The 23,369-nt window shown below is 44.7% G+C and carries 21 protein-coding genes; 15 read left to right on the top strand and 6 right to left on the bottom strand.

The window, feature by feature from the left end:
• The first annotated feature begins 130 nt into the window (after window positions 1-130).
• The 3 genes from H6F44_RS00400 (at window position 131) to H6F44_RS00390 (ending at window position 4,267) form a co-directional block, all read left to right on the top strand.
• Window positions 131-1,897, top strand: a complete 1,767-nt coding sequence (locus H6F44_RS00400) for a DMT family transporter (RefSeq protein WP_190348937.1) — start codon at window positions 131-133, stop codon at window positions 1,895-1,897.
• Window positions 1,898-1,983: 86 nt separating this feature from the next.
• Window positions 1,984-2,697, top strand: a complete 714-nt coding sequence (gene rpiA / locus H6F44_RS00395; protein WP_190348936.1) for a ribose-5-phosphate isomerase RpiA — start codon at window positions 1,984-1,986, stop codon at window positions 2,695-2,697.
• A 112-nt stretch (window positions 2,698-2,809) separates the two neighbouring features.
• Entirely contained in the window at window positions 2,810-4,267 is a 1,458-nt protein-coding gene (locus H6F44_RS00390) for a serine/threonine protein kinase (protein WP_190348935.1), read from the top strand.
• Between the two features lie 273 nt (window positions 4,268-4,540).
• Here the strand turns inward: H6F44_RS00390 and H6F44_RS00385 are convergent, their stop codons facing one another.
• Window positions 4,541-4,711 (bottom strand): hypothetical protein, encoded by a 171-nt coding sequence (locus H6F44_RS00385; RefSeq protein ID WP_190348934.1) that lies wholly within the window; start codon window positions 4,709-4,711, stop codon window positions 4,541-4,543.
• A gap of 355 nt (window positions 4,712-5,066) precedes the next feature.
• Between H6F44_RS00385 and urtA the strand changes: the two genes are divergently transcribed.
• The 5 genes from urtA to urtE all read left to right on the top strand — a co-directional run bounded on the left by urtA (window position 5,067) and on the right by urtE (window position 10,596).
• Entirely contained in the window at window positions 5,067-6,416 is a 1,350-nt protein-coding gene (urtA, locus tag H6F44_RS00380; RefSeq protein ID WP_190348933.1) for an urea ABC transporter substrate-binding protein, read from the top strand.
• A 150-nt stretch (window positions 6,417-6,566) separates the two neighbouring features.
• Complete coding sequence (locus tag H6F44_RS00375; RefSeq protein WP_190348932.1) at window positions 6,567-7,727, top strand: ABC transporter permease subunit; 1,161 nt, start codon at window positions 6,567-6,569, stop codon at window positions 7,725-7,727.
• Between the two features lie 49 nt (window positions 7,728-7,776).
• Window positions 7,777-8,988 carry an urea ABC transporter permease subunit UrtC gene (gene urtC / locus H6F44_RS00370; protein ID WP_190348931.1) on the top strand — a complete coding sequence of 404 codons (1,212 nt, stop codon included), beginning with the start codon at window positions 7,777-7,779 and terminating at the stop codon, window positions 8,986-8,988.
• Window positions 8,963-9,712 (top strand): urea ABC transporter ATP-binding protein UrtD, encoded by a 750-nt coding sequence (gene urtD / locus H6F44_RS00365; protein ID WP_190348930.1) that lies wholly within the window; start codon window positions 8,963-8,965, stop codon window positions 9,710-9,712. Before urtC ends, urtD begins: the two co-directional genes overlap by 26 nt.
• Before the next feature lie 161 nt (window positions 9,713-9,873).
• The gene (urtE, locus tag H6F44_RS00360) at window positions 9,874-10,596 is read left to right on the top strand and encodes an urea ABC transporter ATP-binding subunit UrtE (RefSeq protein WP_190348929.1); all 723 of its coding nucleotides are present in this window, start codon (window positions 9,874-9,876) and stop codon (window positions 10,594-10,596) included.
• A gap of 61 nt (window positions 10,597-10,657) precedes the next feature.
• Here the strand turns inward: urtE and H6F44_RS00355 are convergent, their stop codons facing one another.
• Window positions 10,658-11,623 (bottom strand): M48 family metallopeptidase, encoded by a 966-nt coding sequence (locus H6F44_RS00355; protein WP_190348928.1) that lies wholly within the window; start codon window positions 11,621-11,623, stop codon window positions 10,658-10,660.
• Between the two features lie 462 nt (window positions 11,624-12,085).
• Between H6F44_RS00355 and H6F44_RS00350 the strand changes: the two genes are divergently transcribed.
• Together H6F44_RS00350 and gshA are read left to right on the top strand one after the other, a co-directional pair.
• Complete coding sequence (locus H6F44_RS00350) at window positions 12,086-13,171, top strand: 3-deoxy-7-phosphoheptulonate synthase (protein WP_190349019.1); 1,086 nt, start codon at window positions 12,086-12,088, stop codon at window positions 13,169-13,171.
• A gap of 68 nt (window positions 13,172-13,239) precedes the next feature.
• Window positions 13,240-14,385: a glutamate--cysteine ligase gene (gshA, locus tag H6F44_RS00345; RefSeq protein WP_190348927.1), complete on the top strand. Its 1,146-nt coding sequence runs from the start codon at window positions 13,240-13,242 to the stop codon at window positions 14,383-14,385.
• Window positions 14,386-14,443: 58 nt separating this feature from the next.
• Here the strand turns inward: gshA and H6F44_RS00340 are convergent, their stop codons facing one another.
• Window positions 14,444-15,556, bottom strand: a complete 1,113-nt coding sequence (locus H6F44_RS00340) for a quinone-dependent dihydroorotate dehydrogenase (protein WP_190348926.1) — start codon at window positions 15,554-15,556, stop codon at window positions 14,444-14,446.
• A gap of 120 nt (window positions 15,557-15,676) precedes the next feature.
• Here H6F44_RS00340 and H6F44_RS00335 point away from each other — a divergent pair, with 120 nt between their 5' ends.
• From H6F44_RS00335 to H6F44_RS00325, 3 genes are all read left to right on the top strand, one after another.
• Window positions 15,677-15,901, top strand: a complete 225-nt coding sequence (locus H6F44_RS00335) for a gas vesicle protein GvpG (RefSeq protein ID WP_190348925.1) — start codon at window positions 15,677-15,679, stop codon at window positions 15,899-15,901.
• 152 nt (window positions 15,902-16,053) lie between these two features.
• Entirely contained in the window at window positions 16,054-16,464 is a 411-nt protein-coding gene (gene psbU / locus H6F44_RS00330; protein WP_190348924.1) for a photosystem II complex extrinsic protein PsbU, read from the top strand.
• 182 nt (window positions 16,465-16,646) lie between these two features.
• On the top strand, window positions 16,647-17,378 hold the full coding sequence (locus tag H6F44_RS00325; RefSeq protein WP_190348923.1) for a pentapeptide repeat-containing protein: 732 nt from the start codon (window positions 16,647-16,649) through the stop codon (window positions 17,376-17,378).
• A 138-nt stretch (window positions 17,379-17,516) separates the two neighbouring features.
• Here the strand turns inward: H6F44_RS00325 and H6F44_RS00320 are convergent, their stop codons facing one another.
• On the bottom strand, window positions 17,517-18,131 hold the full coding sequence (locus H6F44_RS00320; protein WP_190348922.1) for a precorrin-8X methylmutase: 615 nt from the start codon (window positions 18,129-18,131) through the stop codon (window positions 17,517-17,519).
• 102 nt (window positions 18,132-18,233) lie between these two features.
• Window positions 18,234-19,265 (bottom strand): response regulator, encoded by a 1,032-nt coding sequence (locus H6F44_RS00315; protein ID WP_190348921.1) that lies wholly within the window; start codon window positions 19,263-19,265, stop codon window positions 18,234-18,236.
• A 427-nt stretch (window positions 19,266-19,692) separates the two neighbouring features.
• Between H6F44_RS00315 and H6F44_RS00310 the strand changes: the two genes are divergently transcribed.
• Window positions 19,693-20,010 carry a hypothetical protein gene (locus H6F44_RS00310; protein ID WP_190348920.1) on the top strand — a complete coding sequence of 106 codons (318 nt, stop codon included), beginning with the start codon at window positions 19,693-19,695 and terminating at the stop codon, window positions 20,008-20,010.
• Between the two features lie 129 nt (window positions 20,011-20,139).
• Here the strand turns inward: H6F44_RS00310 and H6F44_RS00305 are convergent, their stop codons facing one another.
• Window positions 20,140-22,062 (bottom strand): DUF2779 domain-containing protein, encoded by a 1,923-nt coding sequence (locus H6F44_RS00305; RefSeq protein ID WP_190348919.1) that lies wholly within the window; start codon window positions 22,060-22,062, stop codon window positions 20,140-20,142.
• Between the two features lie 290 nt (window positions 22,063-22,352).
• On the opposite strand from H6F44_RS00305, the gene H6F44_RS00300 reads away from it, so the two are divergent.
• Window positions 22,353-23,360, top strand: coding sequence for an ArsJ-associated glyceraldehyde-3-phosphate dehydrogenase (locus tag H6F44_RS00300; RefSeq protein ID WP_190348918.1), 1,008 nt, complete (start codon window positions 22,353-22,355; stop codon window positions 23,358-23,360).
• Window positions 23,361-23,369 lie beyond the last annotated feature (9 nt).

Raw genomic sequence — 23,369 nt, 5'->3', positions numbered from 1 at the left:
ATTAGTGCTATAAATTTCGCAACCAAACAGCAAGCTTAGCGAGCTACATAAACTATATAAAATAGTGAGTGCCAAAATCAGCCGTCCACAGCTTGAGTTTTTATGGCATGGTCACGAGGTGATTTCTTAAATGGAGAGCAACAACATTCGTAGTAATAGCGCGTATGAGCAGACCCTCGCGGGAGTCACTAAAGACTTATCGGATCTGCGTGCCAATATTCTGGGAAAACTCAGCCGTGAGATTTTAATTTTACAGGCTCAAAAAAACGCCCTCACCGATGATATTCAAAAACTTCAGTCTCAACGCAAAGAGCTAGAAGTCTTGACCGTAGCTCAACAGGGGATGAGCCAACAGGAGATCCAGCGCCAACAATGGATTGAACAACTTGCTCAATCCATCACTTATCATCTTAAAAATGATGTGATTGTCACCAACTCCAAAACCCTTAACGATCATTCTGCCAACTTTGAGCAACTGATGCTCAATCTTGACAATGCCATTCGCTCCACATTTCAATCTTTGCAGCGCGATGTCGATACTTATCAACGCGATCTTGATGATCAAATGCAGCGTATGTATGGCCAGCGACAACAGGGCGAGCTGATGCTAACGGCATTGGTGGAGCGCATTGATGAATATTTGCGGCGATCGGGGGGGGGCTATGGCAGCACGGGGCTAAATACCCCCCCCATTCCACCGCCGCCCACCTCTAGTTTTGGGGCAGGGACTAATATTGGTATCACTAGCCCCACCTATAGACCCAATGGCAGCAGTGATTATAGCCAGTTGCAGGTTCCTAATTTTAACGGTAATGGTGGACGCTATCGCCCATACGATCGCTATGGTAGCGATACTGACAGTACTACCGCCTTTGTTGATGACCCCACAGAAGCGATGGAACCTGTGGATGAGCCTATGCCAGCCGCCGAAAAAGCTGGACTGAGTGATTGGTGGTCTGGTTTCCTCCTTGTCTTAGGCGCATCAGTGGTACTGTCCTTCCAAAATATTTTGGTGAGGGTGATTTTTTCTAAATCTAATATTTTAGGTCTGTTTACCTTCGGTGGTCTGATTAAGCCTAGTGTATCCAATTCCTTTATTTTGCTACTGCTGAGAATGTTGTTTGCTGCACCCATTATGTGGTTTGTGGCAAAGGCGATTTTTAAAGTTGACGTGGTGCGCGATTTTCAGCAGCTTTTACTGCCTAGTCGCCGCTTACTGTTTTGGCGGGTTGCCTTTAGCGCTCTCCTGCAATTTGCCTCTTTTGCCTTTATTTATGTGGCTTTAGGTATCTTGAATCCAGGATTAGCAGTCACCTTATTCTTTATTTTCCCAACGGTGACGGTGCTGATGGCTTGGTTGCTCTTTGGCGATCGCCCTAGCAATGATCGCTGGATTGTGATCGGTGTGATCTATTTGGGGATCATGCTCACTTACAACATTTTTGGGGTGAATAAGCCCGATACGTGGGGCGTAATTGCGGCAATGCTCTCAGGAATTGCCTTTGCAGGCTATATCATTACCTCCCAAGCCTGCTTCAAGCAGCTAAACCCCGTTTCCTTTACATCGATCAATTTTGCAATTATTCTGCTGCTGTGCTTGGGGACATTGCCCTTTACACTATCGGAGATCGCCCTCAGTGGCAACTTAGTATTTATGTGTTTCTTGGTTGCACTCACCACCCTTGGCGGCTATCTGCTCACCAGTTTTGGTACAAAGCTAATGGGGGCAGCACAGGCATCGATCGTCAGTGCCAGTGGTCCTGTGTTTACGACCTTTTTGGCATTTATACTGCTGGGCAATCAGTTAAGCCCTATCCAAATGCTTGGAGTGTTTCTAGTGACTGGAGGCGTGGGAATGCTGAGCTTGCAAAATTTAAAGAAAAAGCCTGCGAAGTAAGTAAGACCTAATCACTGTAGGATTTAAACAAGTGGTGGCGCAATGCGCCATCATTTATTTAATTAGACTATAAAAAACTAATACCTATGACTATTTCGGCTGACGATATTAAGAAATTAAAAAAAGAAGTGGGAATTGCGGCGGCTCAGAAGGTGCAGTCTGGCATGGTGGTGGGCTTGGGTACTGGCTCCACGACAGCCTTTGCCATCGAAGAACTAGGACGCAGAATTGCATCGGGCGAACTAACGGATATTGTGGGGATTCCCACCTCTTTCCAAGCTTCGGTGTTAGGTAAAAAATATGGCATTCCCATCCGTAGCTTGGATGATGTCGATCGCGTGGATGTGGCGATCGATGGCGCGGATGAGGTTGATCCAGCCAAGACCTTGATCAAGGGTGGCGGCGCGGCACATACCCGCGAGAAAGTAGTTGACTCCCTTGCTTCATTATTTATTGTGGTGGTGGATGAGTCGAAATTAGTCGATCGCCTTGGTTCCACCTTTGCCGTGCCTTTGGAAGTATTACCCATGGCGATCGCCCCTGTGACCAGAGCCGTGGAGAAGCTTGGTGGCAAGCCCGATTTGCGGATGGGTGTCAAAAAGGATGGTCCCGTCATTACCGATCAGGGCAATATGGTTTTGGATGTCACCTTTGAGGTGATCGCGGATGCGGCGAGCCTAGAGCAAACCCTCAACAATATTCCTGGAGTCGTGGAAAATGGCTTGTTTGTTGGTGTTGCCGATGTGATTTTAGTTGGCGAATTTGTCGATGGTCAGCCCCAAATAAGGGAAATTGTCTAATATCTTTAAGTGTGAAGCGTCCTTAAAGCCCCAAAAGATCGAAGTTTTTGCCCAGCAATACTTTTGATCTTTTGGGGAACAATAACAGCAAATTTAGATTTGACTAACACCGATGACTACACTGCAACCCCAAGCAATAATTCAAAAGCGTTATCAATTAGAGCAACGTTTGGGGCAGAATGCAGGTCGCGAAACTTGGTTAGCACAGGATTTAGAGCGTGGGCAAGAGCTAGTTGTAGTTAAGTTTTTAGCCTTTGGCGGCAATGTGCAATGGGATGACCTGAAACTGTTTGAACGGGAAGCGCAAATTTTACAGCAGCTAGATCATCCAAGGATTCCTAAATATCGTGATTATTTTGCGATCGATGGGCAGAATCTCTGGTTTGGCTTGGTGCAAGAATATATTGCGGGTGTTTCCCTCAAGGATTGCGTTAGTAATGGTCAGAAATTTAGTGAAACTCAAGTTCAGAAAATGGCGATCGCTATTTTAGGCATTCTCAGTTATCTCCATGAACTTAACCCGCCAGTATTACACCGTGATGTCAAACCCAGCAATTTGATTTTGTCAGGAGACATCAACAGTGATGGGCAGATTTATCTCGTTGATTTTGGCGCAGCCCAGGATCGCGCTAGTATTGAGGGTAAATCTTTTACGGTGGTGGGAACCTATGGCTATGCCCCGATGGAGCAGTATGGTGGTCGGGCGGTCGCTGCTTCCGATCTTTATGCCTTGGGTGCGACCATGATTTATTTGCTCACAGGGGTAAACCCTGCGGACTTACCGCAAGATGAAGATTGTCGGATTATGTTTCGCGATCGCACCAGCGCTAGCTTGCATTTAGTGAAATGGATTCAGAACCTAATTGAGCCTAACGTCAAAAAACGCTATCCCACTGCCAAAATCGCCCTCGAAAAACTCCACCAAAAGGAATTAATTGCCGCCCCTGCACCCCGCCCGACCCCTTTAAGAACCCATCTGCCGCAGCGATCGCGGCGCATCTATCCTCCCGAATATACCAAAATTCAACTTGAGGAAGAAGCAGGAAAATTAAAAATCATAATACCATCGCACCCCTTACCACTGTTCATTTTGCTATTAGTGATGGGCTTAATCACTTTAGTATTTGGTAATGTGACTGGCTATTTATGGGCGATTATGCTATTTGGTTCGGTAGGTTTACTATGGCAAGTAATTTTTACGATAGTTTCGCTGTTTCTGCTCCAAAAGTTACTTAATACCCTAACCAAAACCAGTTTAGAAATTAATGATTTAGGAATTACTTTAAGTAGATCTATTTTTGGTAGATGCTATTGGAGTAAGAAATCTCAGAGTCCAAGGGAGTCATTTTATGCTGAGCCTGAATGGATCATGATGCAAAAGCATCTAAATAATAATTTTTTTGGTTGGTTAATTTGGTTAAGTAGTTATAAAAATGATGATAATTCCATTAAATCTAATGTCAAATTATTTATTGGCGAAGATCACTATCTGCTATCTACTAGAAATATGCGCCCCACAGAAGTTAATTGGCTAATTGATGTGATTAATAATTTCCAGCGAAATATTTAATTCATGTTACGCAGAACGCAAATGATGAATCTCCTGCTGCTAGCCAAGCAGGGCAACCATGGGGGAGCCTTACCTGCCTAATTCATGTTTTGTTGTAGGGGCTGTGGATGGTGCGTGCCAGCCCGAAACCTTAGCGGCGATCGTTATAGGCGGTGACGAGCGAAAATGTGCTTCTATCTTACTGCGATGTGCTGCTATCCCGCTCTTGTGTGTCCTGAATTTGATTTCCTTAAGTTTTCTAACCCCGCATTCCTTATAAGCTTGACAATACTTTCACAATGTGTTCTCACTAATGCTAGCTAATTTGTAGATTTGCCAATGCGGTAGGTTTTGACTTTTCAGCCACAGCAATTCCATGTTTTGCTGTACAAGCGGATGTGGATGATGAAATCTTTCATGTTTGAGTACTTCTTTGTCCTTTTCTGTAAATGCGACTTGCAGCATTTTCTCTTTCCTGATTTCTCTACTTCTCAGCTTGGTTTTATAGCAAATATTCGCATTCTCAAACCATGCAGAGTAAAAGCAAATATTGCCAGCAATAAAAGTATTGTGCGATACAACTGATACAAGCCAACTATATCAGGATTGATAAGCCCTAGCGTCAACTAATTAACACGAAAAAGTCGAGTAAAGGCTTAAGAATTTCGCCTTAGTTGAATGATCTAACATTATCAATTAACTATGCGTTAGTCCTCGTCAAAGCTTTACATACTCATCATTAATAGCTGCACCATCCTAGGGCTGATTTTTATATAATTTTCTGCAAAAGAACTCAAGAAATTGGAGGCATCAAAGTTTAATGAGCAGTCAAATGAATCGCCGCAAATTTATCGTTTATGGCTCTGCTGCCCTAGGCGTTAGTAGCTTAATCAAAGCCTGCGCCCCTGCTACGACTACCCCTACCGCCACCACCGCAGCGACAACTGCTGCTGCCACTACCGCCGCTTCGCCTACTGCCGCCGCCACTACTGCTGCCGCTACTGGTAACACGATCAAGGTTGGAGTCTTGCACTCCCTCAGTGGCACGATGGCAATCAGCGAAAAGAGCTTAGTAGATGCAACCCTCTTGGCGATCGAAGAAATTAACGCTGCTGGCGGCGTTTTGGGCAAGAAGATTGAGCCAATCGTGGAAGATGGCAACTCTGACTGGCCCACCTTCGCCGAAAAAGCGAAAAAATTGATCGAGCAGGATAAGGTCGTCGCTGTATTTGGCTGTTGGACATCGGCAAGCCGTAAAGCTGTTTTACCAGTATTTGAATCTAAAGATCACTTGCTGTTTTATCCCGTACAGTACGAAGGACAAGAATGCTCCAAAAATATTTTCTACACGGGTGCGGCTCCTAACCAACAGATCGAACCTTCCGTTGATTGGCTGCTCAAGAACAAAGGCAAGGAGTTCTTCCTTGTTGGTTCTGACTATGTATTCCCCCGTACTGCCAACACCATCATCAAGGCGCAATTGGAAGCTTCTGGTGGCAAGGTCGTGGGTGAAGATTACCTACCCTTGGGCAACTCCGAGGTTACACCAATCATTTCCAAGATCAAGCAAGCTCTTCCCAATGGCGGCGTAATTTATAACTCCCTCAATGGTGATAGTAACGTGGCTTTCTTCAAACAGATGCAAGGCGCGGGATTGACTGCTGACAAGTATCCTTCCATGTCAGTTAGTATCGCAGAAGAAGAAGTTAAGGCGATCGGACCTGAATTCTTGAAGGGACATTACGCCGCATGGAACTACTTCATGACCGTTGACAATCCTGCTAATAAGAAGTTTGTCGAAGCCTTCAAGAAGAAGTATGGAGCCGATCGCGTCACCAATGATCCCATGGAAGCAGGTTACATCGCTGTCAACATCTGGGCGCAAGCTGTCAAAAAGGCAGGCAAAGCCGACGATCTTGAAGCCGTGAGAATGGCAGCGCTTGGTCAAGAGTTTGATGCGCCTGAAGGCAAGGTGAAGATGGAAAATAGCCATCACTTGTCTAAGTATGTGCGGATTGGTGAGGTGACTGCGGATGGTCAATTTAAGATCGTCTTTGAAACCCCTTCAACTGTTGAGCCATTGCCTTGGAATCAGTTTGTTGCGGAAACCAAAGGCTATTACTGTGACTATTCCGATAAGTCTAAGGGCGGTAAGTTTAAGAAAGCTTAATTTTGCATGACGAAAGGGGTTAAAGGGGCATTGCTCTTTTAACCCCTTTCATTGCATGAAATCAAGATTTTGGATAGAAGTTGTGCATGGTGCAACTTTTATTCAAAATCTTGAGTTTTGATATATCTTCCTTTTTACCAAAACAGATTAATGATAGATAATCTCATACAGGGCGTGTTTAACGGTGTCAGTACAGGTGCTGTATTGCTATTGGCTGCCCTAGGGCTGGCGATCGTGTTTGGTCTGATGGGCGTGATTAATATGGCTCATGGCGAGTTGATGATGTTTGGCGCTTACACAACTTTTGTGGTGCAGAATATTTTCAAATCACTGGGTGAGCCTTGGTCAGATTTTTATATATTCGCAGCCCTGATTGCGGCATTCATATTCACGGCAGCGATCGGTTTTCTCTTAGAGAAGGGTGTGATTCGGTTTCTCTATGGTAGACCACTGGAAACCCTATTGGCGACTTGGGGCGTAAGTCTAATCATGCAGCAATTTGTTCGCAGCGTGAACTGGGTAATTTTGGCAGGATTATTAGTTTTTAGCATTCTTTATTTTGGTGGTGTTTGGGCTTTGCAAAGACGACCCAACTGGGATGCAATTAAAAATTGGGCGATCGCCGTTTTATTGCCCCTCACCCTCGCGATCGCAGGCAGTATGGGCGTATTCATGGCACAAATCTACAAAATTGCGGTGACTAAGCCTTGGTTTGGGGCGCAAAATGTGGATGTGACTGCTCCTAAATGGTTGCGTGGTGGTCTAGCGATCGGGACTTTGCAATTTCCCTATGTGCGCTTGTTTATTATTGTCTTAACGATCGCCTGTGTGATTGGCATTTACCTGTTTTTAGAAAAATCTCCTTGGGGTTTACGAATCCGCGCTGTCATGCAAAACCGTCAAATGAGTGCTTGCTTGGGCATCCCCACTAAAACCGTAGATGCGCTGACTTTTTCCATTGGTTCGGGACTAGCGGGTATCGCAGGTTGTGCGGTGAGCTTTTTGGGTTCTGTCGGTCCCAATACTGGACAAAATTATATTGTCGATACCTTTATGGTGGTGGTGGTGGGCGGTGTTGGTAAATTGATTGGCAGTATTGCGGCGGCATTGGCAATCGGGACAACTAGTTACTTAGTTGGCTCAGGCACTTTTACCAATATATTTGCTGGGATCAAGCCCCTTGTTGACTTTTTCACGTTTTTTGCAACTACGAGCATGGCAAAAGTACTGCTATTTGTATTAATTGTGGCGTTCTTGCAATACAAGCCTGCGGGGATGTTCCCGCAAAAAGGGCGCTCCGTTGAGCTATAGCTTTTGCCAGTTTAGAAATACCTTTAGAGATACAGAGATATAGAAAAGCATGATCGAAGATGTTTCTCAAGATGTTGCCAAACCTGAACCCAAGCCTGAGCCACAGACTTTGGCAGCGACCCCGTGGCGATCGCTTGCAATTGAAGCCGCGATCGTTGGTGCGATCGCCATCCTCCTTGTATTTGTAATTCCCTACACCCTCACCGCAACAGGACAAGCTTTTCGGATCACCATGTTAGGACGTTTTCTAGCTTTGGCGATCGTGGCACTGGGGCTAGATCTGATTTGGGGATTTACGGGGCTATTAAGTTTGGGACATGGGGTGTTTTTTGGCTTGGGTGGCTATGCGCTCGCCATGCACCTCAAGTTGCAATTTCCCGCCGATGCCACGCTCAAACTGCCCGAATTTATGCCCCTCTATGGCATTAACCAGTTACCTGCCCTTTGGCAGCCGTTTTTCTCATTTCAATTTACGGTTTTAGCGATCGTGCTAATTCCTGCGGCAGTGGGGGCAATTTTAGGATATCTAGTATTCCGTAACCGCATTCGTGGTGTGTATTTCTCAATTCTCACCCAAGCGATGACGATTATTTTCTTTAACTTCTTCAACGGTCAGCAGCAATATATCAATGGAACCAATGGACTAACGGATTTTAAAACCATCTTTGGTTACGAAATTAACGCCCCCGAAACCCAGCGCGTTTTTTATATGTTGACTGTTGTGTTCTTAGGGCTTGCCTATGCCCTCTGTCGGTGGCTCACTAGTGGCAGATTTGGCAGGTTACTGATTGCTCTCCGCGATGACGAAAACCGCGCTCGTTTCTCTGGCTACGATCCCACAGGTTTTAAAGTATTAGTATTTGCCATTTCTGCGGTTCTTGCAGGTATTGGTGGCGCATTATTCACCCCACAGACAGGCATTATTTCGCCCAAGTCGATGGATATTGCTCTTTCCATTGAGATGGTGATTTGGGTTGCGGTTGGTGGTCGTGCCACCTTGATTGGTGCATTCATCGGCACGCTCATAGTCAACTTTGCCAAAAGTATTCTCAGCGAACAGTTCCCCGAAATTTGGTTGTTCTTTCAGGGTGCAATGTTCCTGCTAGTGGTCATGGTACTGCCCGATGGTCTAGTCGGTTGGTGTCGCACTACTGGCATGGAATGGTTGAATCGGATGGTTAAGGGTAGACCTGTTGTGACTTATCCCAGTCTTGAATTAGATCCAGAGGTGCAAAGTGAAAGGGAAAATCCTAGAAATTGAAAATGTGACCGTTAGCTTTGATGGATTTAAAGCCATCAATAACCTTAATTTTGATATGGAGCAGGGTGAACTGCGGGTAATCATTGGTCCCAATGGTGCTGGCAAAACCACATTCCTCGATGTGATTACGGGTAAGGTCAAGCCCACCCAAGGGCAGGTCAGATTTAAGGGCAGAAATACGCGATCGCTGTCTGAGCATAAAATTGCCAGAATGGGAGTGGGGCGCAAGTTCCAAACCCCGCGTGTATATCTCAATCTCACACCTAGGGAAAATCTAGAGCTGGCCAGTAACCCTAATAAGAATGTTTTTTCTACCCTATTTCAGCCGCCATCGGTGGTAGAAAAACAGCGCGTCCTTGATTTGCTCAAAACGATTGGCTTAGTTCATAAAGCAGAAATGAAAGCCGAGTTTCTCTCTCATGGCGAAAAACAATGGTTAGAGATCGGGATGCTGATCGCCCAGTCGCCTGATTTGCTGTTAGTAGATGAACCTGTTGCGGGTTTGACTGATGAAGAAACCGAAAAAACAGGCGAACTGTTAATGTCTCTAGCCGAATCCCATTCCATTATTGTGATTGAGCATGATATGGAGTTTGTACGCCAAATTGCTCGTAAGGTAACAGTTTTGCATCAAGGCTCTGTACTTTGCGAAGGTGACTTTGAAGAGGTACAGAACGATCCGAGGGTGATTGAAGTTTATTTGGGACAGCAGGATGAGGAATAGCGATTAGCGATTAGCGATTAGCGATTAGCTTTTAGTAATTGGTGATTGGTGATTGGTGATTGACAAGTTTGAGAGCTAACAGCTAACAGTTAACAGCTAATGGCTAACAGCCAACAGCTAACAGCTAATGGCTAACAGCGAAATTAAAATAGAGGTAACTTATGGAAGAAATTAACGATCCGATTTTGCGGTTGAATAATTTGAATGTTTATTATGGTGAGAGTCATATTCTTCGCAATGTGGATATGGGTGTGGCTTCGGGCAAAATGGTCTGTCTAATTGGGCGGAATGGGGTTGGTAAAACGACTCTCTTGAAGACGATCATGGGACTGCTAAAACCGAGGGTGGGTGATGTTTCTTTTTTTGGGAAAGACATCACGCAACTTACGCCCGATCAACGCGCTAGGATGGGCGTGGGTTATGTGCCGCAGGGGCGCGAGGTGATGCCAAGGATGACGGTTAAAGAGAATTTGTTGTTAGGCCTAGAGTCTCATCCTGTCACACCTGCGGTGAAGCAAAATCTATTGGATATGGTCTATGAGCTGTTTCCTGTGCTTAAGTCGATGCTCAGTCGCATGGGTGGCGACCTTAGCGGAGGGCAACAACAACAGTTAGCGATCGCCCGTGCTTTGATGGGTCAGCCTAGGCTATTAATTCTGGATGAGCCAACGGAAGGGATTCAACCTTCAATCATTTTAGAAATTGAGGCTGCGGTTAAGCACATCGTGGCGAGTACGGGCATTTCTATTCTCTTAGTGGAGCAGCATTTACATTTTGTCCGTCAAGCGGATTGGTATTATGCGATGCAAAAGGGCGGCATTGTGGCTTCTGGGCAAACCTCAGAATTAAGTAACGAGGTAATTCAGAAGTTTCTGGCGGTTTAGAATTTTACTTTGTAAAAGCACAAAATGACATAGCCGTTTTGTGCTTTTGATGGGATTTTGATTAGCGCTTGAGGCGATTGATTTGCTCTTGTAGTTCGTCAATTTGGCGTTTGAGGCGATCGGCTTCCGATTCCTTTGGCTCCGATGGGCTAGAAACATCTACGGCTCCAGTGGTGTCGCCGCGCTTGTAATTGCCAGATTTGATACTGCGATATTCTTCTGATTCTGCCCATGCGCGGATGTAATGAACACGCTCAACGGGGAAAGGGTGACTGAGCATGGAGCCAGCCCCGAAGCCGTTGTAGAGCATGAATTTATAAATTTGATTGAGATTGTCTTTGTCGAGTTCTTGATAGGAATCTGATTGGCGGATGAATTCGGGCAGACTGAGTTCATGGGCATAGACAGAACTGCCGCCTGCAATTTTCATCATTGTGGAGAGGACGGTATCCAGTTCATCGGTGACTAGCAAGGCGGCGCGATCGCTGGATAGTTCGGCTTTGCGCCGCCATTCAAAAAAGGCATAAATTAAGCCACTGCTAACGATGCCTCCTAAACCAAAGGTCATTTCGCTAAGGGTGGAGACGACACTCATTACCCACATTGCCATTTGAATGAGGGTGGTGTGACCGCATTTGATGTGACCGAGTTCATGGGCGAGGACGGCGCGAATTTCGGCTTCCGATAATAAATCTAATAATCCTGAATTAATCACGATGTAGGGGTGATCTTTGCCGAGGGCGTAGCTATTGGCGATCGGATTTTGCGATACAAATAGGACAGGTTCGGGCTGAACATCGAGATCGGCAACACATTCCCGAAAGATGCGATGAATGCTGGCATATTGACGATGGCTGACCTGAATGCTATTGCCGATGTGATAAATCGTTTGGGGACGCTCATACATAAATTCCACAAACTTACCCGCCACCAAGTCAAACCCTGGGACGCTGCGGAGGGCTTGTTCGGCTTGGCGATCGAGGGGATGCCGAAAGGCTTCGCTAGAAATTCCTGTATAACGTGGCATGGGTTTTGATATCTAAGATATACATGATTTTCCCTATCTTATCGCAAAGTTATATCAGATGTTATTACATTTGCTTGCGATCGCCTAAAGCATCATCTCAAAACCTCTAAGCAATCTACTCTCGTACAATCTGCCCATGCTAAGTTAGCAATAGATTAAGACTAGGATTGCATCATGACAGCATCTGGAAAATTGTGAATATGAGGCGATCGCTGAGCAGGAACGTAATAAAAGCGAAAAACTTGCTGTATACCTAAGATCTCTAAGAGTCAATCCTGATGAAATTTAATTTGTAACAAAGAGCATCAGCATGATGCGTTAATCCTATTGGGGCGCTAAAGTATAAGTAGATACTTAATTTATAGATGATTTATGGAGTTACTTAGCGTGTCATCAACTGAACTCGCCAATATTTCTAACAAAATTTCTAGCAATATTTCTAGTAATATTTCCAGCCAAGCAATGGTATTGGATGCCAATTTAGATGAAGATTTAGAGCAGATCAAGACTAACGATCTGCACGTTGTGGAAACCTGTCCATTGCTTGCGCCCATAGAGATCAAAGCTGAGTTACCGATTACACCTGCGATCGCCAAGGTTGTATCCAGCGCCAGAAGTCGCATTCGTAATATCTTAAATGGCAGCGATCGCCGTTTATTGGTGGTGGTTGGTCCCTGCTCGATCCATGATGTGAAGGCGGCTAAGGAATATGCGTCAAAATTGGCAAAATTTCGCGATCAGGTGAGTGATGCCCTCGAAATTGTCATGCGGGTTTATTTTGAGAAGCCTCGTACCACCATCGGCTGGAAAGGGTTAATCAATGATCCCCACCTCAATGGCACATTTGATATTAATTTTGGGCTTCGCATGGCGCGGGAGCTATTGCTGGATGTGGCGAAATTGGGCTTGCCCAGTGCTACCGAATTACTTGATCCAATTGTGCCGCAATATTTAGCAGATTTGATCTCATGGACGGCGATCGGCGCAAGAACCACCGAGAGCCAAACCCATCGAGAAATGTCTTCGGGGCTATCTATGCCTGTGGGTTTCAAAAATGGCACAGATGGCAGCATTGATGTGGCAATTAATGCATTGCTATCGGCAAGGCAGCCCCATCGGTTTCTGGGGGTCAGCAATGAGGGACGCTCTAGTATTGTCACGACCACAGGCAACCCTGATGGACATATTGTGCTGCGCGGCGGCAAGCAAGGTCCAAACTATGACCAAACCCATGTGGAGGCGATCGCCCATCGTCTACGCGATCGCAATTTACTGCCCTTTATGATGGTAGATTGCAGTCATGACAATAGCGGTCAAGATTATAAAAATCAGCCCCTTGTGTTGCAAGATATCGCCGAGCAGGTGCGGAATGGTTCAGAATATATTGTCGGCATCATGCTCGAAAGCCATCTCAATCGCGGTAAGCAACCTTTGAAGGATTTGGCAAAACTAGAATATGGTAAGAGTATCACCGATGGCTGTATTGACTTCGAGACTACGGTTGACAGTTTAACGGCTCTCGCCAATGCCGTCAGAGAAAGGCGTTAATTGCCATCGTGGCGATCGCATTGCAAGGTAGGCTTGATCATAGTGACTATAGCAAAAGGAAACCTCCCGTGCTTTTATCAAAAGGCTTTGAAGTAGAAATCTATACCTCTACACCAACGGGGGATGTGGTGGGCTTTAGCGATCGCATTGTGGCGAATTTAAACGGGTTTGTGCGCGAACCCGACAGCCGCAATGTGGAATATATCACCCCACCATTTTATAAATATGAGCCGCTATTAACGGCGCTAGTGGAGCCAAGGCAGAAGCTGCGCCAATACCTGCGATCGCTCGGTGACTATACGCTGATGCCTGGTAGTACCCTTGCCCTCGGCGGCACAGATCGCTTCCATCGCTCCGACCCACTCAATCCTTATCATACTTACATCGAAAAAACCTATGGTACGGATGTGGTCACAGCCAGTATTCATATTAATGTGGGCATTCCCGACCTAGAACTATTGATTGCCGCCTGTCGGTTGATTCGCCTCGAAGCACCGCTATATCTTGCCCTCAGCGCCGCTTCCCCCTTCTTAAATGGTGAAGTTACAGGATTCCATTCTACCCGTTGGCAGATGTTTCCCAAGACTCCTAAATTAGTGCCATTATTCCAAGATCATCACCATTTTGTGAAATGGACAGAACACCAACTCCACCTAGGCACAATGCAGAATGTGCGCCATCTCTGGTCATCGGTGCGTCCCAATGGTGACAATCGTCCCTACAATCTCAATCGTTTAGAATTACGAATTTCAGATTTGGTGATCGATCCTGTGGCACTTTTGGCGATTACGGCACTATTAGAGATGCGGTTACATCAGTTTTTAGAGGCAGGCATTGGTTCGGCGCACGATCCTTTAGGGGCAAGTGCAACCAAATTTACTGCCTTTGAACTGGCGACGATCGCCGATGCCAATGAAGTCGCCGCCGCCAAGAATAGCCTTGATGCCCTATTAACCCATTGGCAAACAGGAGAACAGATCACGGCGCGGGAATGGGTGACGCAATTATTAGATGATCTGCGATCGCGTGCCAAGGATAGCGGCGTATGGTGTTTCCTATCACCACTACAGAAGATTTTAGACCAAGGCAATGAGGCACAGCGCTGGTTAGCCGCCTACCATAGCGGCATTTCTCCAAGGCAAATCATGACCGAGGCGATCGCCTCAGCCGAAAAGTTAGATTATGAACTTGCCGAAGCCCTATTGGTGGAATAACCTGTAGTATCCGCTTTAGCGGACGGCACAAACTAGCCCTGATGACTAGCATTGTTGACTAGCATTGGTGATCTAAACCGATCGCCTGCTGAATGTTATCCAAACTATAGGCATCAAGCTTTGCCACTAGCCCCTGCAAAATTTGCTTGATCATCATTGGTCCTTCATAAATTAAACCTGTATAAACCTGCACGATCGCTGCCCCTGCGGTGATCTTTTGCCAAGCATCTTCAGCGTTGAAAATGCCACCCACCCCAACGATCGGCAACTTGCCATCGGTCGCTTGCCAAATCAGGCGAATCACATCGGTGGCGCGATCGCGCACAGGTTGCCCACTGATACCACCTGCCTCATCCTTTACGGATTTACCTGTTGTTAAGTGAGTCGTGGTGAGTTGTTGCCGCGAAATAGTGGTATTCGTGGCGATGATACCTGCCACATGATGGGATTGGCTGGCTTTGACCACTGCAATAATATCCGCATCATTGAGATCGGGGGCAATTTTGACTAAAATTGGCTTATTTTCAATATTAATCGGCTGTAATTCTGCCAAAATTCCCAATAACTGCTCCTTCGCTTGCAAGTCCCGTAAATTAGGCGTATTCGGTGAGCTAACATTAACCACAAAATAATCACCAAACTCATAGAGCGATCGCAGACTTTCAGCATAGTCAAACCTAGCATCGGCAAGTTCGGTGATCTTGGACTTACCCAAATTAATGCCAAGGGGAATGGAAAGCTGATGATTTTGCAAATATTGCTGGAGATCATTAGCGATCGCCTCTGCACCGCGATTGTTAAACCCCATACGGTTTAGTACAGCGCGATCGCTTGGTAAGCGAAACAGCCTTGGTTGGGGATTGCCTGACTGTGCCTGTGCCGTAATCGTACCAACCTCCGCAAAGCCAAAGCCAAAATTTTCCCATGCACCGATCGCCTCAGCATTTTTATCAAACCCCGCCGCCAACCCCACAGGATTCGCAAATTTTAAATTCCAGAGGTTTTGTGACAGCCGCGCATCGCTATAGTAGAACATAGACTTAGCGATCGCTTGCAGTGTCGTAGATGCGCTAACCTGCTGACAGGTGGCGATCGCCAATTGATGAGCAGCTTCAGGATCTAACGAAAACAGGATCGGTTTAATTCCGTAGCGATAGGCAGAACTTAGCATTAGTTTGAAGAAGGTTTAAAAATTGTAAAGTAGCTAAGCCATTTTATCTTTTTCAAACCAAGTAATCACAAACCAAGTAATCACAAATCAAGTAATCACAAATCAAAAGGAAAATTTTATATGTTATGGCAATTACTTACCTCACCTCTTGATGGACTGCTCTGGATTGCAGAACAGATCGAAGAGCGAGCGACCACAGAATTAGAACAAAAGGAAAATCTTCAAAAACGTCTTACTACTTTACAATTAAAGTTCGATTTGGGTGATATTAGCGAAGAAGATTTTGTTATCCAAGAACAAGAGATTCTCGAAGCTATGGAAGTTGAGTTAAACGAACAAGGATAATAATTTAGAGTATAATTTAGAGTATAAATCACTCTAAATAACTGCTTTTAGTCCTTACGCAGAGGAATGTATTGACGTTTTTTCTTGACAGATGCTAAAATTCCAAGCATTGTTTTTAGAGACCATCTATTTCCCCTAAGAAGTAAAAAATCATGAAACAATTAGTATGTTTGTTTATAACGATTAGCCTAATGTTTAGCTGTTTGGGAATGCCTTCGACTGCGAATGCATCCATTCTTAACGTTAACACACCATATTTAATCGCTATTGAAAGGCAGAATAGAGCCGATGCAAAGTTAGGTGTTGAATTTGGCAAAAAAATTGATTTAAATAATACCAATGTCCGTGCATTTCAAATGTATCCAGGTTTATACCCCACATTGGCAAGAAAGATTATTCAGAATGCTCCTTACAAGAAAGTCGAAGATGTACTAGACATTCCTGGATTGAGTGATCGCCAAAAAGAAACTCTCCTAGCTAACTTTGACAACTTTACTGTTACAGAATTAGAATCTATCTTCAATGAAGGAGACGATCGCTTTAATAATGGTATCTATCGATAAGTTATTAATGATTAATCAATGATTAATCTTGGTAAAATTCACTGATTGGCAACTTGGTAATGCAGCAGTTTACTAACTCTAGGGTTAGCGAATTGCTGTATTTGCTTATATTTAATTTAGTCTTTTTCGTAACTCGATTAAATTTATCCCCCTGTAATTACGATTTATCTGTTAAAAATAAAATGGAAGTCAATGAAGTAATTAATAGTTACCATGCAGGTCGGCGGAATTTTGCGGGAATTAATCTTAGCAAAAGTGATATGAATGGAATTGACTTGAGTGACGCTAATCTGAGTGGAGCCAATCTCAATGAATCTAGTTTTTATGGCGCAAATTTGAGTAGGGCAAAACTCAATGGCGCTGATCTCAATGGGGCAAAGCTTTATCGATCTACCCTCGTGGGTGCAAATTTTAGTGGGGCAGACTTGGGGGAGGCGGATCTCAGCGAGGCAAATCTGAGTGACGCGATGCTCTATGGAGTAAATCTATACGGCGCAATTTTAAATAAGGCAAAACTGCCCCGCGCTAAACTCACAGGCGCGAACATGGGCAAAACAAAACTAAATCGCGCTGATCTTAGTGAAGCGATTTTGCGGGATGCAAGATTATTTGGCGCAACCTTGATCGAAAGTATTCTGCATCGTGCCGATCTCAGTCGCGCTAGTCTCAATGGTGCAAATCTAAATAGGGCGATGCTATTGGAAGTAGATCTCTCCTATGCCAGCCTCTATGGCGCTAGTCTCTGTGATGCTGACCTCAGCGAAGCCGATCTTACTGGCGCAAATTTACAGGGTTCCGATCTCAGCCGCGTCAATTTTTATAAGGCGAACTTAAACAAGTCCAAGCTTGCCGATGCCTTTACCGAAGGCATGATCACCAATGAGACAAATTTAACAGGAATTATTTGGTCTTAAAACCTGATTTACTAACAATTTACCAACAAGTTATTAACAACTTGCTAACAAGCTTTAATAATCAACGGGCGAGATGCCCATTCCACAGAAATTCTTTGCTTGTGGGTCAGACATCTTGTCTGACAATGCTTTCAACCATTATTGACTGCCATAGGCTTGCCATGACAGCCGCACTAGGGAGTTAAAAATCGCTGCCGCCGCGATCGCACTCCCCTTGCGCCCATCCACCCGAATATTTGGAATTAACGCATCATTTAACCGCGACTTCAATACATCAATGTCCACAAACCCCGTAGGTGTGCCAATGACTAGGGCGGGTCTGGCATCACCATTCTCAATTAAATCCACTAGGGTTGCTAGGGCTGGTTGCGATTCACCAATCACAAAAATCGCTTCGGGATAGCGTTTGGCTAGGGTCTCAATCCCCCAAGCGGCTTGGGTTTTACCCTTTTGAGGACGTGTGATCGCTTCCACCCCACAATAAATGGGATTCGCAAAAGTATCGCAAATCTGGGCAAAAATCGCCGCCTGCACAGTAGGTGTATCCACAATGATTGTGGCACGAGTGGCAAGGGCGGTGGCTCCTGCCTGTAAAGCCTGTTCTGAAAATCTCACTAAATGTTTGTAATCAAAATCCGCAGTTACATAGATTACCTGACGCACAATTTCATACTCCGCAGGAGAAAATGAATGCTCACCAAACTCCTGATCAATAATCGCTAAGCTTTGCGCGTCTGTAATATGCCATTCCATAGAATTGTAAAGGATTTATAAATGATTTGTGAATTGGGTTAAAGCATAGTGGTCAACTTAGCATGATCTGTACGCAAGCAGAAACTGTACATTTTCGTATTTTTAAGTTTCGACCTGGGTTTGCTCATTAAACTTGACGCAGTTGCGCCCATTCGCTTTGGCATTGTACAGTGCAAGGTCTGCCGCTTTGATCAAATCTGTGGCTTGGATGGTTTCTGTAGGCAAGATCGTGGCGACTCCGCAGCTAATGGTGATATTAGGAGCAACCGCAGAATAGGCATGGGGAAGTGCCAAAGACTGTACCAACTGATTGACTCGAATTGCCACATTGATGCTCCCCTTTGTATCGGTATTGGGTAAGACGATCGCAAATTCTTCACCACCATAGCGAGCCACCATGTCCGCCGAACGATTGGTGGCTTGGCTAATAGTCTGTGCAACTTGCTTTAAACATTCATCTCCTGCTTGATGTCCGTAGTTGTCGTTGTAATTTTTAAAAAAGTCAATATCACACAAGATCAATGAGATCGGCTGCTGTTCCCTTAGCGATCGCCGACATTCCTGTTCAATATATTCATCAAAGCAACGGCGGCTGGATACTTGGGTGAGTCCATCAATAGACACAAGACGATGTAACTCTTGCACCAAGACCTCTAACTGTCGGTTGGCGGCCTCTAGTTGCTGCCTTAGATTTGCTTGCTCTAGGAGGCGGCGAACCCTTTGGCGCAGTACAGCCCAATGGATTGGCTTAGTTACATAGTCTGATGCGCCAACATCGTAGGCGTGGTCGACAGATTCACGATCATCTAAAGCCGTAATTATTAAAATGGGTATATGATCGCCGTGAGGTAATTGATGCAACCTTTCACAGCATTCAAATCCGTCCATGATTGGCATCATTGCATCTAGCAAGATCATATCGGGTAAATTCTTGCTGTATACTTCGAGGGCTTCCATGCCATCCGCAGCCTCAACGACCCTATAGTTATCGCGCTCTAGATATCTCACTAAGATTTTTCGCATAAACATATCATCGTCTACGACCAAAACTAGAGGAGACTGAGCAGCCTCTTTAGGTATCTCTGGAGTTTTAGCGGGTGTTAGCTGTTCGCGATCGCGGATATCGTCGTTCATTGCATAGGGAGACGCATGGTGAGCCAAGAAAGCGGGAAGGCTATCAATTTGCCTTGACCACAATTATTGTTACAGCGTTTGGCGCTCAAACCCAGACTAAGGTGATTTTTGAAAACGGCGCTTCGCGGCGATGCTCAGAAATTTTCTTATGGATTGTTTGCTCGGCAATTGCTGTAAGTAAATAATAATACCTAATTTAGAGGTAACATTTACTACTATTTATTGCATTACAACGCTTTGCGCCTACTCAAAGCCTAATAATATTCTTGAAAGTATTACGGAGTGCCGCTTTTAAAGAAATTTCGGATTTTAAGTCAGCGAAAAGCGCTATATCTATGAATATGTATGAATATTTCCAAACAACTCCTACAATTGCCCTTTTGGAGGGCAGGGGAATTTAGCTCAGAAATCAAATTCTATTGCCATCATGCGCGTCAAAATTGATAACGAAGTTTTATTTATCCATCGTGAGGATGTACCCAAATACAACAAACAGGGTGCAATCGTGCGTAATAGTTACTTTTGGGCGCTGCGATCGATTGCGGGTCGAGCAAACTCTCGTTATGATTGGGAATATGAATCTGAGGTCTGGATTGCCTTACAGCGAATGCTGATTTCATTCGCTGAGTCTGGGTATTTGCCAACAAGAGAAACGCTTTTAGAATTTGATGACTCAACCGATGCCATCCCCCCCGAATTGCGCTTAGTTTCCACGAGAATAGATGGTGAACCATCATGGCCGTAGACTCTAGCCTTTGTGAATTACTCCTATTTTAAGTAGCTAGGCATAAATAAACTCAAAACTGAAGAGATTGTTCCGCCCGCTACGCGGGCGGAACAATCTCTGGTTTTAGGTTTAATATGCAGTCAGTATTTATGCAGTCAGTTTGCGCCAATGTGTCCAGATGATCACCATTGCCATAGTGTCGAGACGACAATACTGATAGAGCAGTTCTTGCCATTGCGATCGCTGTGAATGGTTCTCTAGAGTTTGAGGCGATCGCCGCGATTCACCATACATTAGATCTTGGTAAGCTAGCATTGCCCCTGCCCCCTCATTGACCACATGGACATATTCCCCAATCTGTAACTTAGGTAGAACATCGTAGGGATTGAGAATTTGTCCATCAACTTCTTGATAGTATTCTTGAAACCAAGGAATGGAATGCAAATAGTTATTAGTCTTCCAGATCGCGGGTAATACGCATTTGAGAGAAGTTCGCCCCTTCATTAAAGGATGGAAGTAATGTTTGAGGGTCAGATCGTTCATGTCGACTAAGCGCGATCGCCCGCGATTGCCCAACTTCGCTGTATTCGCCAACCATGATTGTAATTGTGGATTTTGGTAATCATAATTTTGCATTTGATAATAGATATCTCGCAAAACGCTATTTTCATGGGTTGCCCATGTCATAATCGTGCCATCATTTGTGCCAAAGCTTTCAAGATGAGCCATTAGCGATTCGGCAAATTGGAAGTTTGGGAAAGTATGATCAAGATTAAGCCATTGAGATTGAACTGGCATGGCATCAGGGGCTGTGAGTGTGTGGCAACTCCATTGAAAAGCCACCTGCTCATAGGGCTGCATTCCTGCGCGGTATGGAATTGCCATGCGTGAGGTTTCAAAATCGATAAAATGCAGGGGATATTCAATTTGTTTAACGATTTTGGGTAGATGTTCAGAAATCCATTCGTGATTTTTTTGGGTGTATTCGATCTGAATCAGTTGCCGATAGCTATAGGTATAGTCATTTAGTTCTTCTAAGGGAACATCAAACATACTCACCTTTTGCTGCTTGATTAGTTCATTGACTAGAGGTGTGTCATTGCCGCCAATGCGTCCCATTTGATAGAGATCGAGAATATGAAACTCTTCATCAGCCAATTTGCCCCAACATTCGCGAAATCCGTCCCGATCATCACGATCGCTGGCACGATATTCGCAACCCTTACATTTTTTGCTGATGGGTGCGAATATTTCTGGCGACTGCTCCATGAGATAAGAAATATATTTTTGTGCTTCTGCAATTGTTCCTGCAACTAGTTCTTGCACTTCTGTATCAATATCCACCTTTGTCAAAAACTGATCATTACGAATCTCTTGAATGTCACCAGTGAAGTTAACTATCGCACCATTAAATTTGGAAAGGGAGTTGCGATGATTGATAGTACGTTGAATTTGAAAATAGGAAGCGAGGTGATCAATATTGGTGGTTTTGTGGCGATCGGGCGCTAATAAGTAAGGATGGATTGTAAATGTTTGCTCAGGAAGATGCAAGTTCAACATCTCTTGGAGAATTCCCACCTGATAGGCAACATCTTCGATAATGCTTCTCCATTCGCCCCCTACCTTGCCCGTTCTTTTATTGCGAAATAGCGATGAATTACGATAATTGATCAAATCTTGATGGGCTTTGCTATCAAATAGTTTTGATCGTACTTCAATAATTTCAAGGCGATCGCCTTGTTTAACTAAGATATCTGCCCTTGCCAATTTATGGTCTGCATAAAGTACTGGCTCAAATAAAACCACATTTTCCTGTTGTAGATAGTTGAGTGTAGTTTGGGCGGAGGCAATTAATGATTCTTCAGAATTGAGGTGTGCGTCAATATAAATGCCTTCTGGGTAAAAGAGATGAGCAATTTTATGGATAATGAAGTTGCCGTCAGCCAAAATTCTGGTGTAACCATCAACGCGATCGCCCGCAGGATATCCCAACTTTTTGTAATACAGCTTGGTGGAGCAACTGCGAGCAGTTTTGAGATCGGATTTCGTTAAGTAGATAGGATGGGGCATCATGCCTTTTGCGTTGGCGCAAGCTGAAGATTGATGGGGCTATTATGCACAGTCTATCATTTTATCGCGATTAACCCTTTAGCAAAAAAACTTCACTATTTTAGTATTGCAGCTATACCTAGATTTCTGTTTCTTCTTTTGGATTTGTTTGATCGGCAATGACTGTCATATATCGCTGTCATACTTTTGGGTTGACAGACTCCCCCAAATACAGCCAAGATAGATATATTGATTATCATAAATATTTGTCTTAATCAATATTTAAAATATACTTAACCTTTAGATAATCTATGGCTGTGCGCGTTGGTATTAATGGCTTTGGCAGAATTGGCAGATTGGTGCTGCGTGCTGCTTGGGGCTTTCCCGAATTAGAATTTGTGCATATTAATGAAATCAAGGGTGGCGCAGAAGCTGCCGCGCATTTACTTACGTTTGACTCGGTACATGGACGTTGGCAACAGGATGTGCGATTAGAAGGCGATCGCATCCAAATTGATCAGCAATCCCTCAGTTTTAGCGAATATGCCAAGCCCGAATTGGTCAACTGGCAAGACTTAGGCGTTGATATCGTATTGGAATGTTCAGGCAAATTCCGCACCCCCGAAACCCTAAATCCCTATTTCAGCCAAGACGTAAAGAAAGTCATCGTTGCGGCTCCTGTGAAGGAAGAAGCGCTAAATATTGTCATGGGTATTAACGATCATCTTTACGATCCCGCCCAGCATCATATTCTCACGGCGGCATCTTGTACTACTAACTGTCTTGCGCCTGTGGTAAAAGTTATCCATGAAGGTTTAGGAATTAAGCATGGTGTGATTACCACGATTCATGACAATACGAATACGCAAACCCTCGTTGATGCACCGCACAAAGACCTACGTCGCGCCAGAGCTTCCGCTTTGTCCCTAATTCCCACCACCACAGGATCGGCAACCGCGATCGCCATGATCTATCCCGAACTCAAGGGCAAGCTAAATGGACTAGCCGTGCGTGTGCCTTTACTGAATGCTTCGCTTACGGATTGTGTGTTTGAAGTAGAAAGAGAAACCACAATTGACGAAGTAAATGGATTATTAAAGGCTGCTTCTGAAGGTGCGCTTAACGGAATTTTAGGTTATGAAGAACGTCCCTTAGTTTCTATTGATTACAAAGATGATCCGCGATCGTCCATTATTGATGCCCTTTCGACAATGGTTGTCGATGGCACTCAGGTCAAGATTCTTGCTTGGTATGACAACGAGTGGGGCTATTCCTGTCGCATGGCGGAATTGGCGAGAAAAGTGGCTGTGTCGATTTAAAAACAAACT

The organism is Pseudanabaena cinerea FACHB-1277 (genome assembly GCF_014696345.1).
Lineage (GTDB): Bacteria > Cyanobacteriota > Cyanobacteriia > Pseudanabaenales > Pseudanabaenaceae > Pseudanabaena > Pseudanabaena cinerea.
Note: the sequence above shows the minus strand (reverse complement) of the source record. Positions and strands in the feature narration are given on the sequence as shown.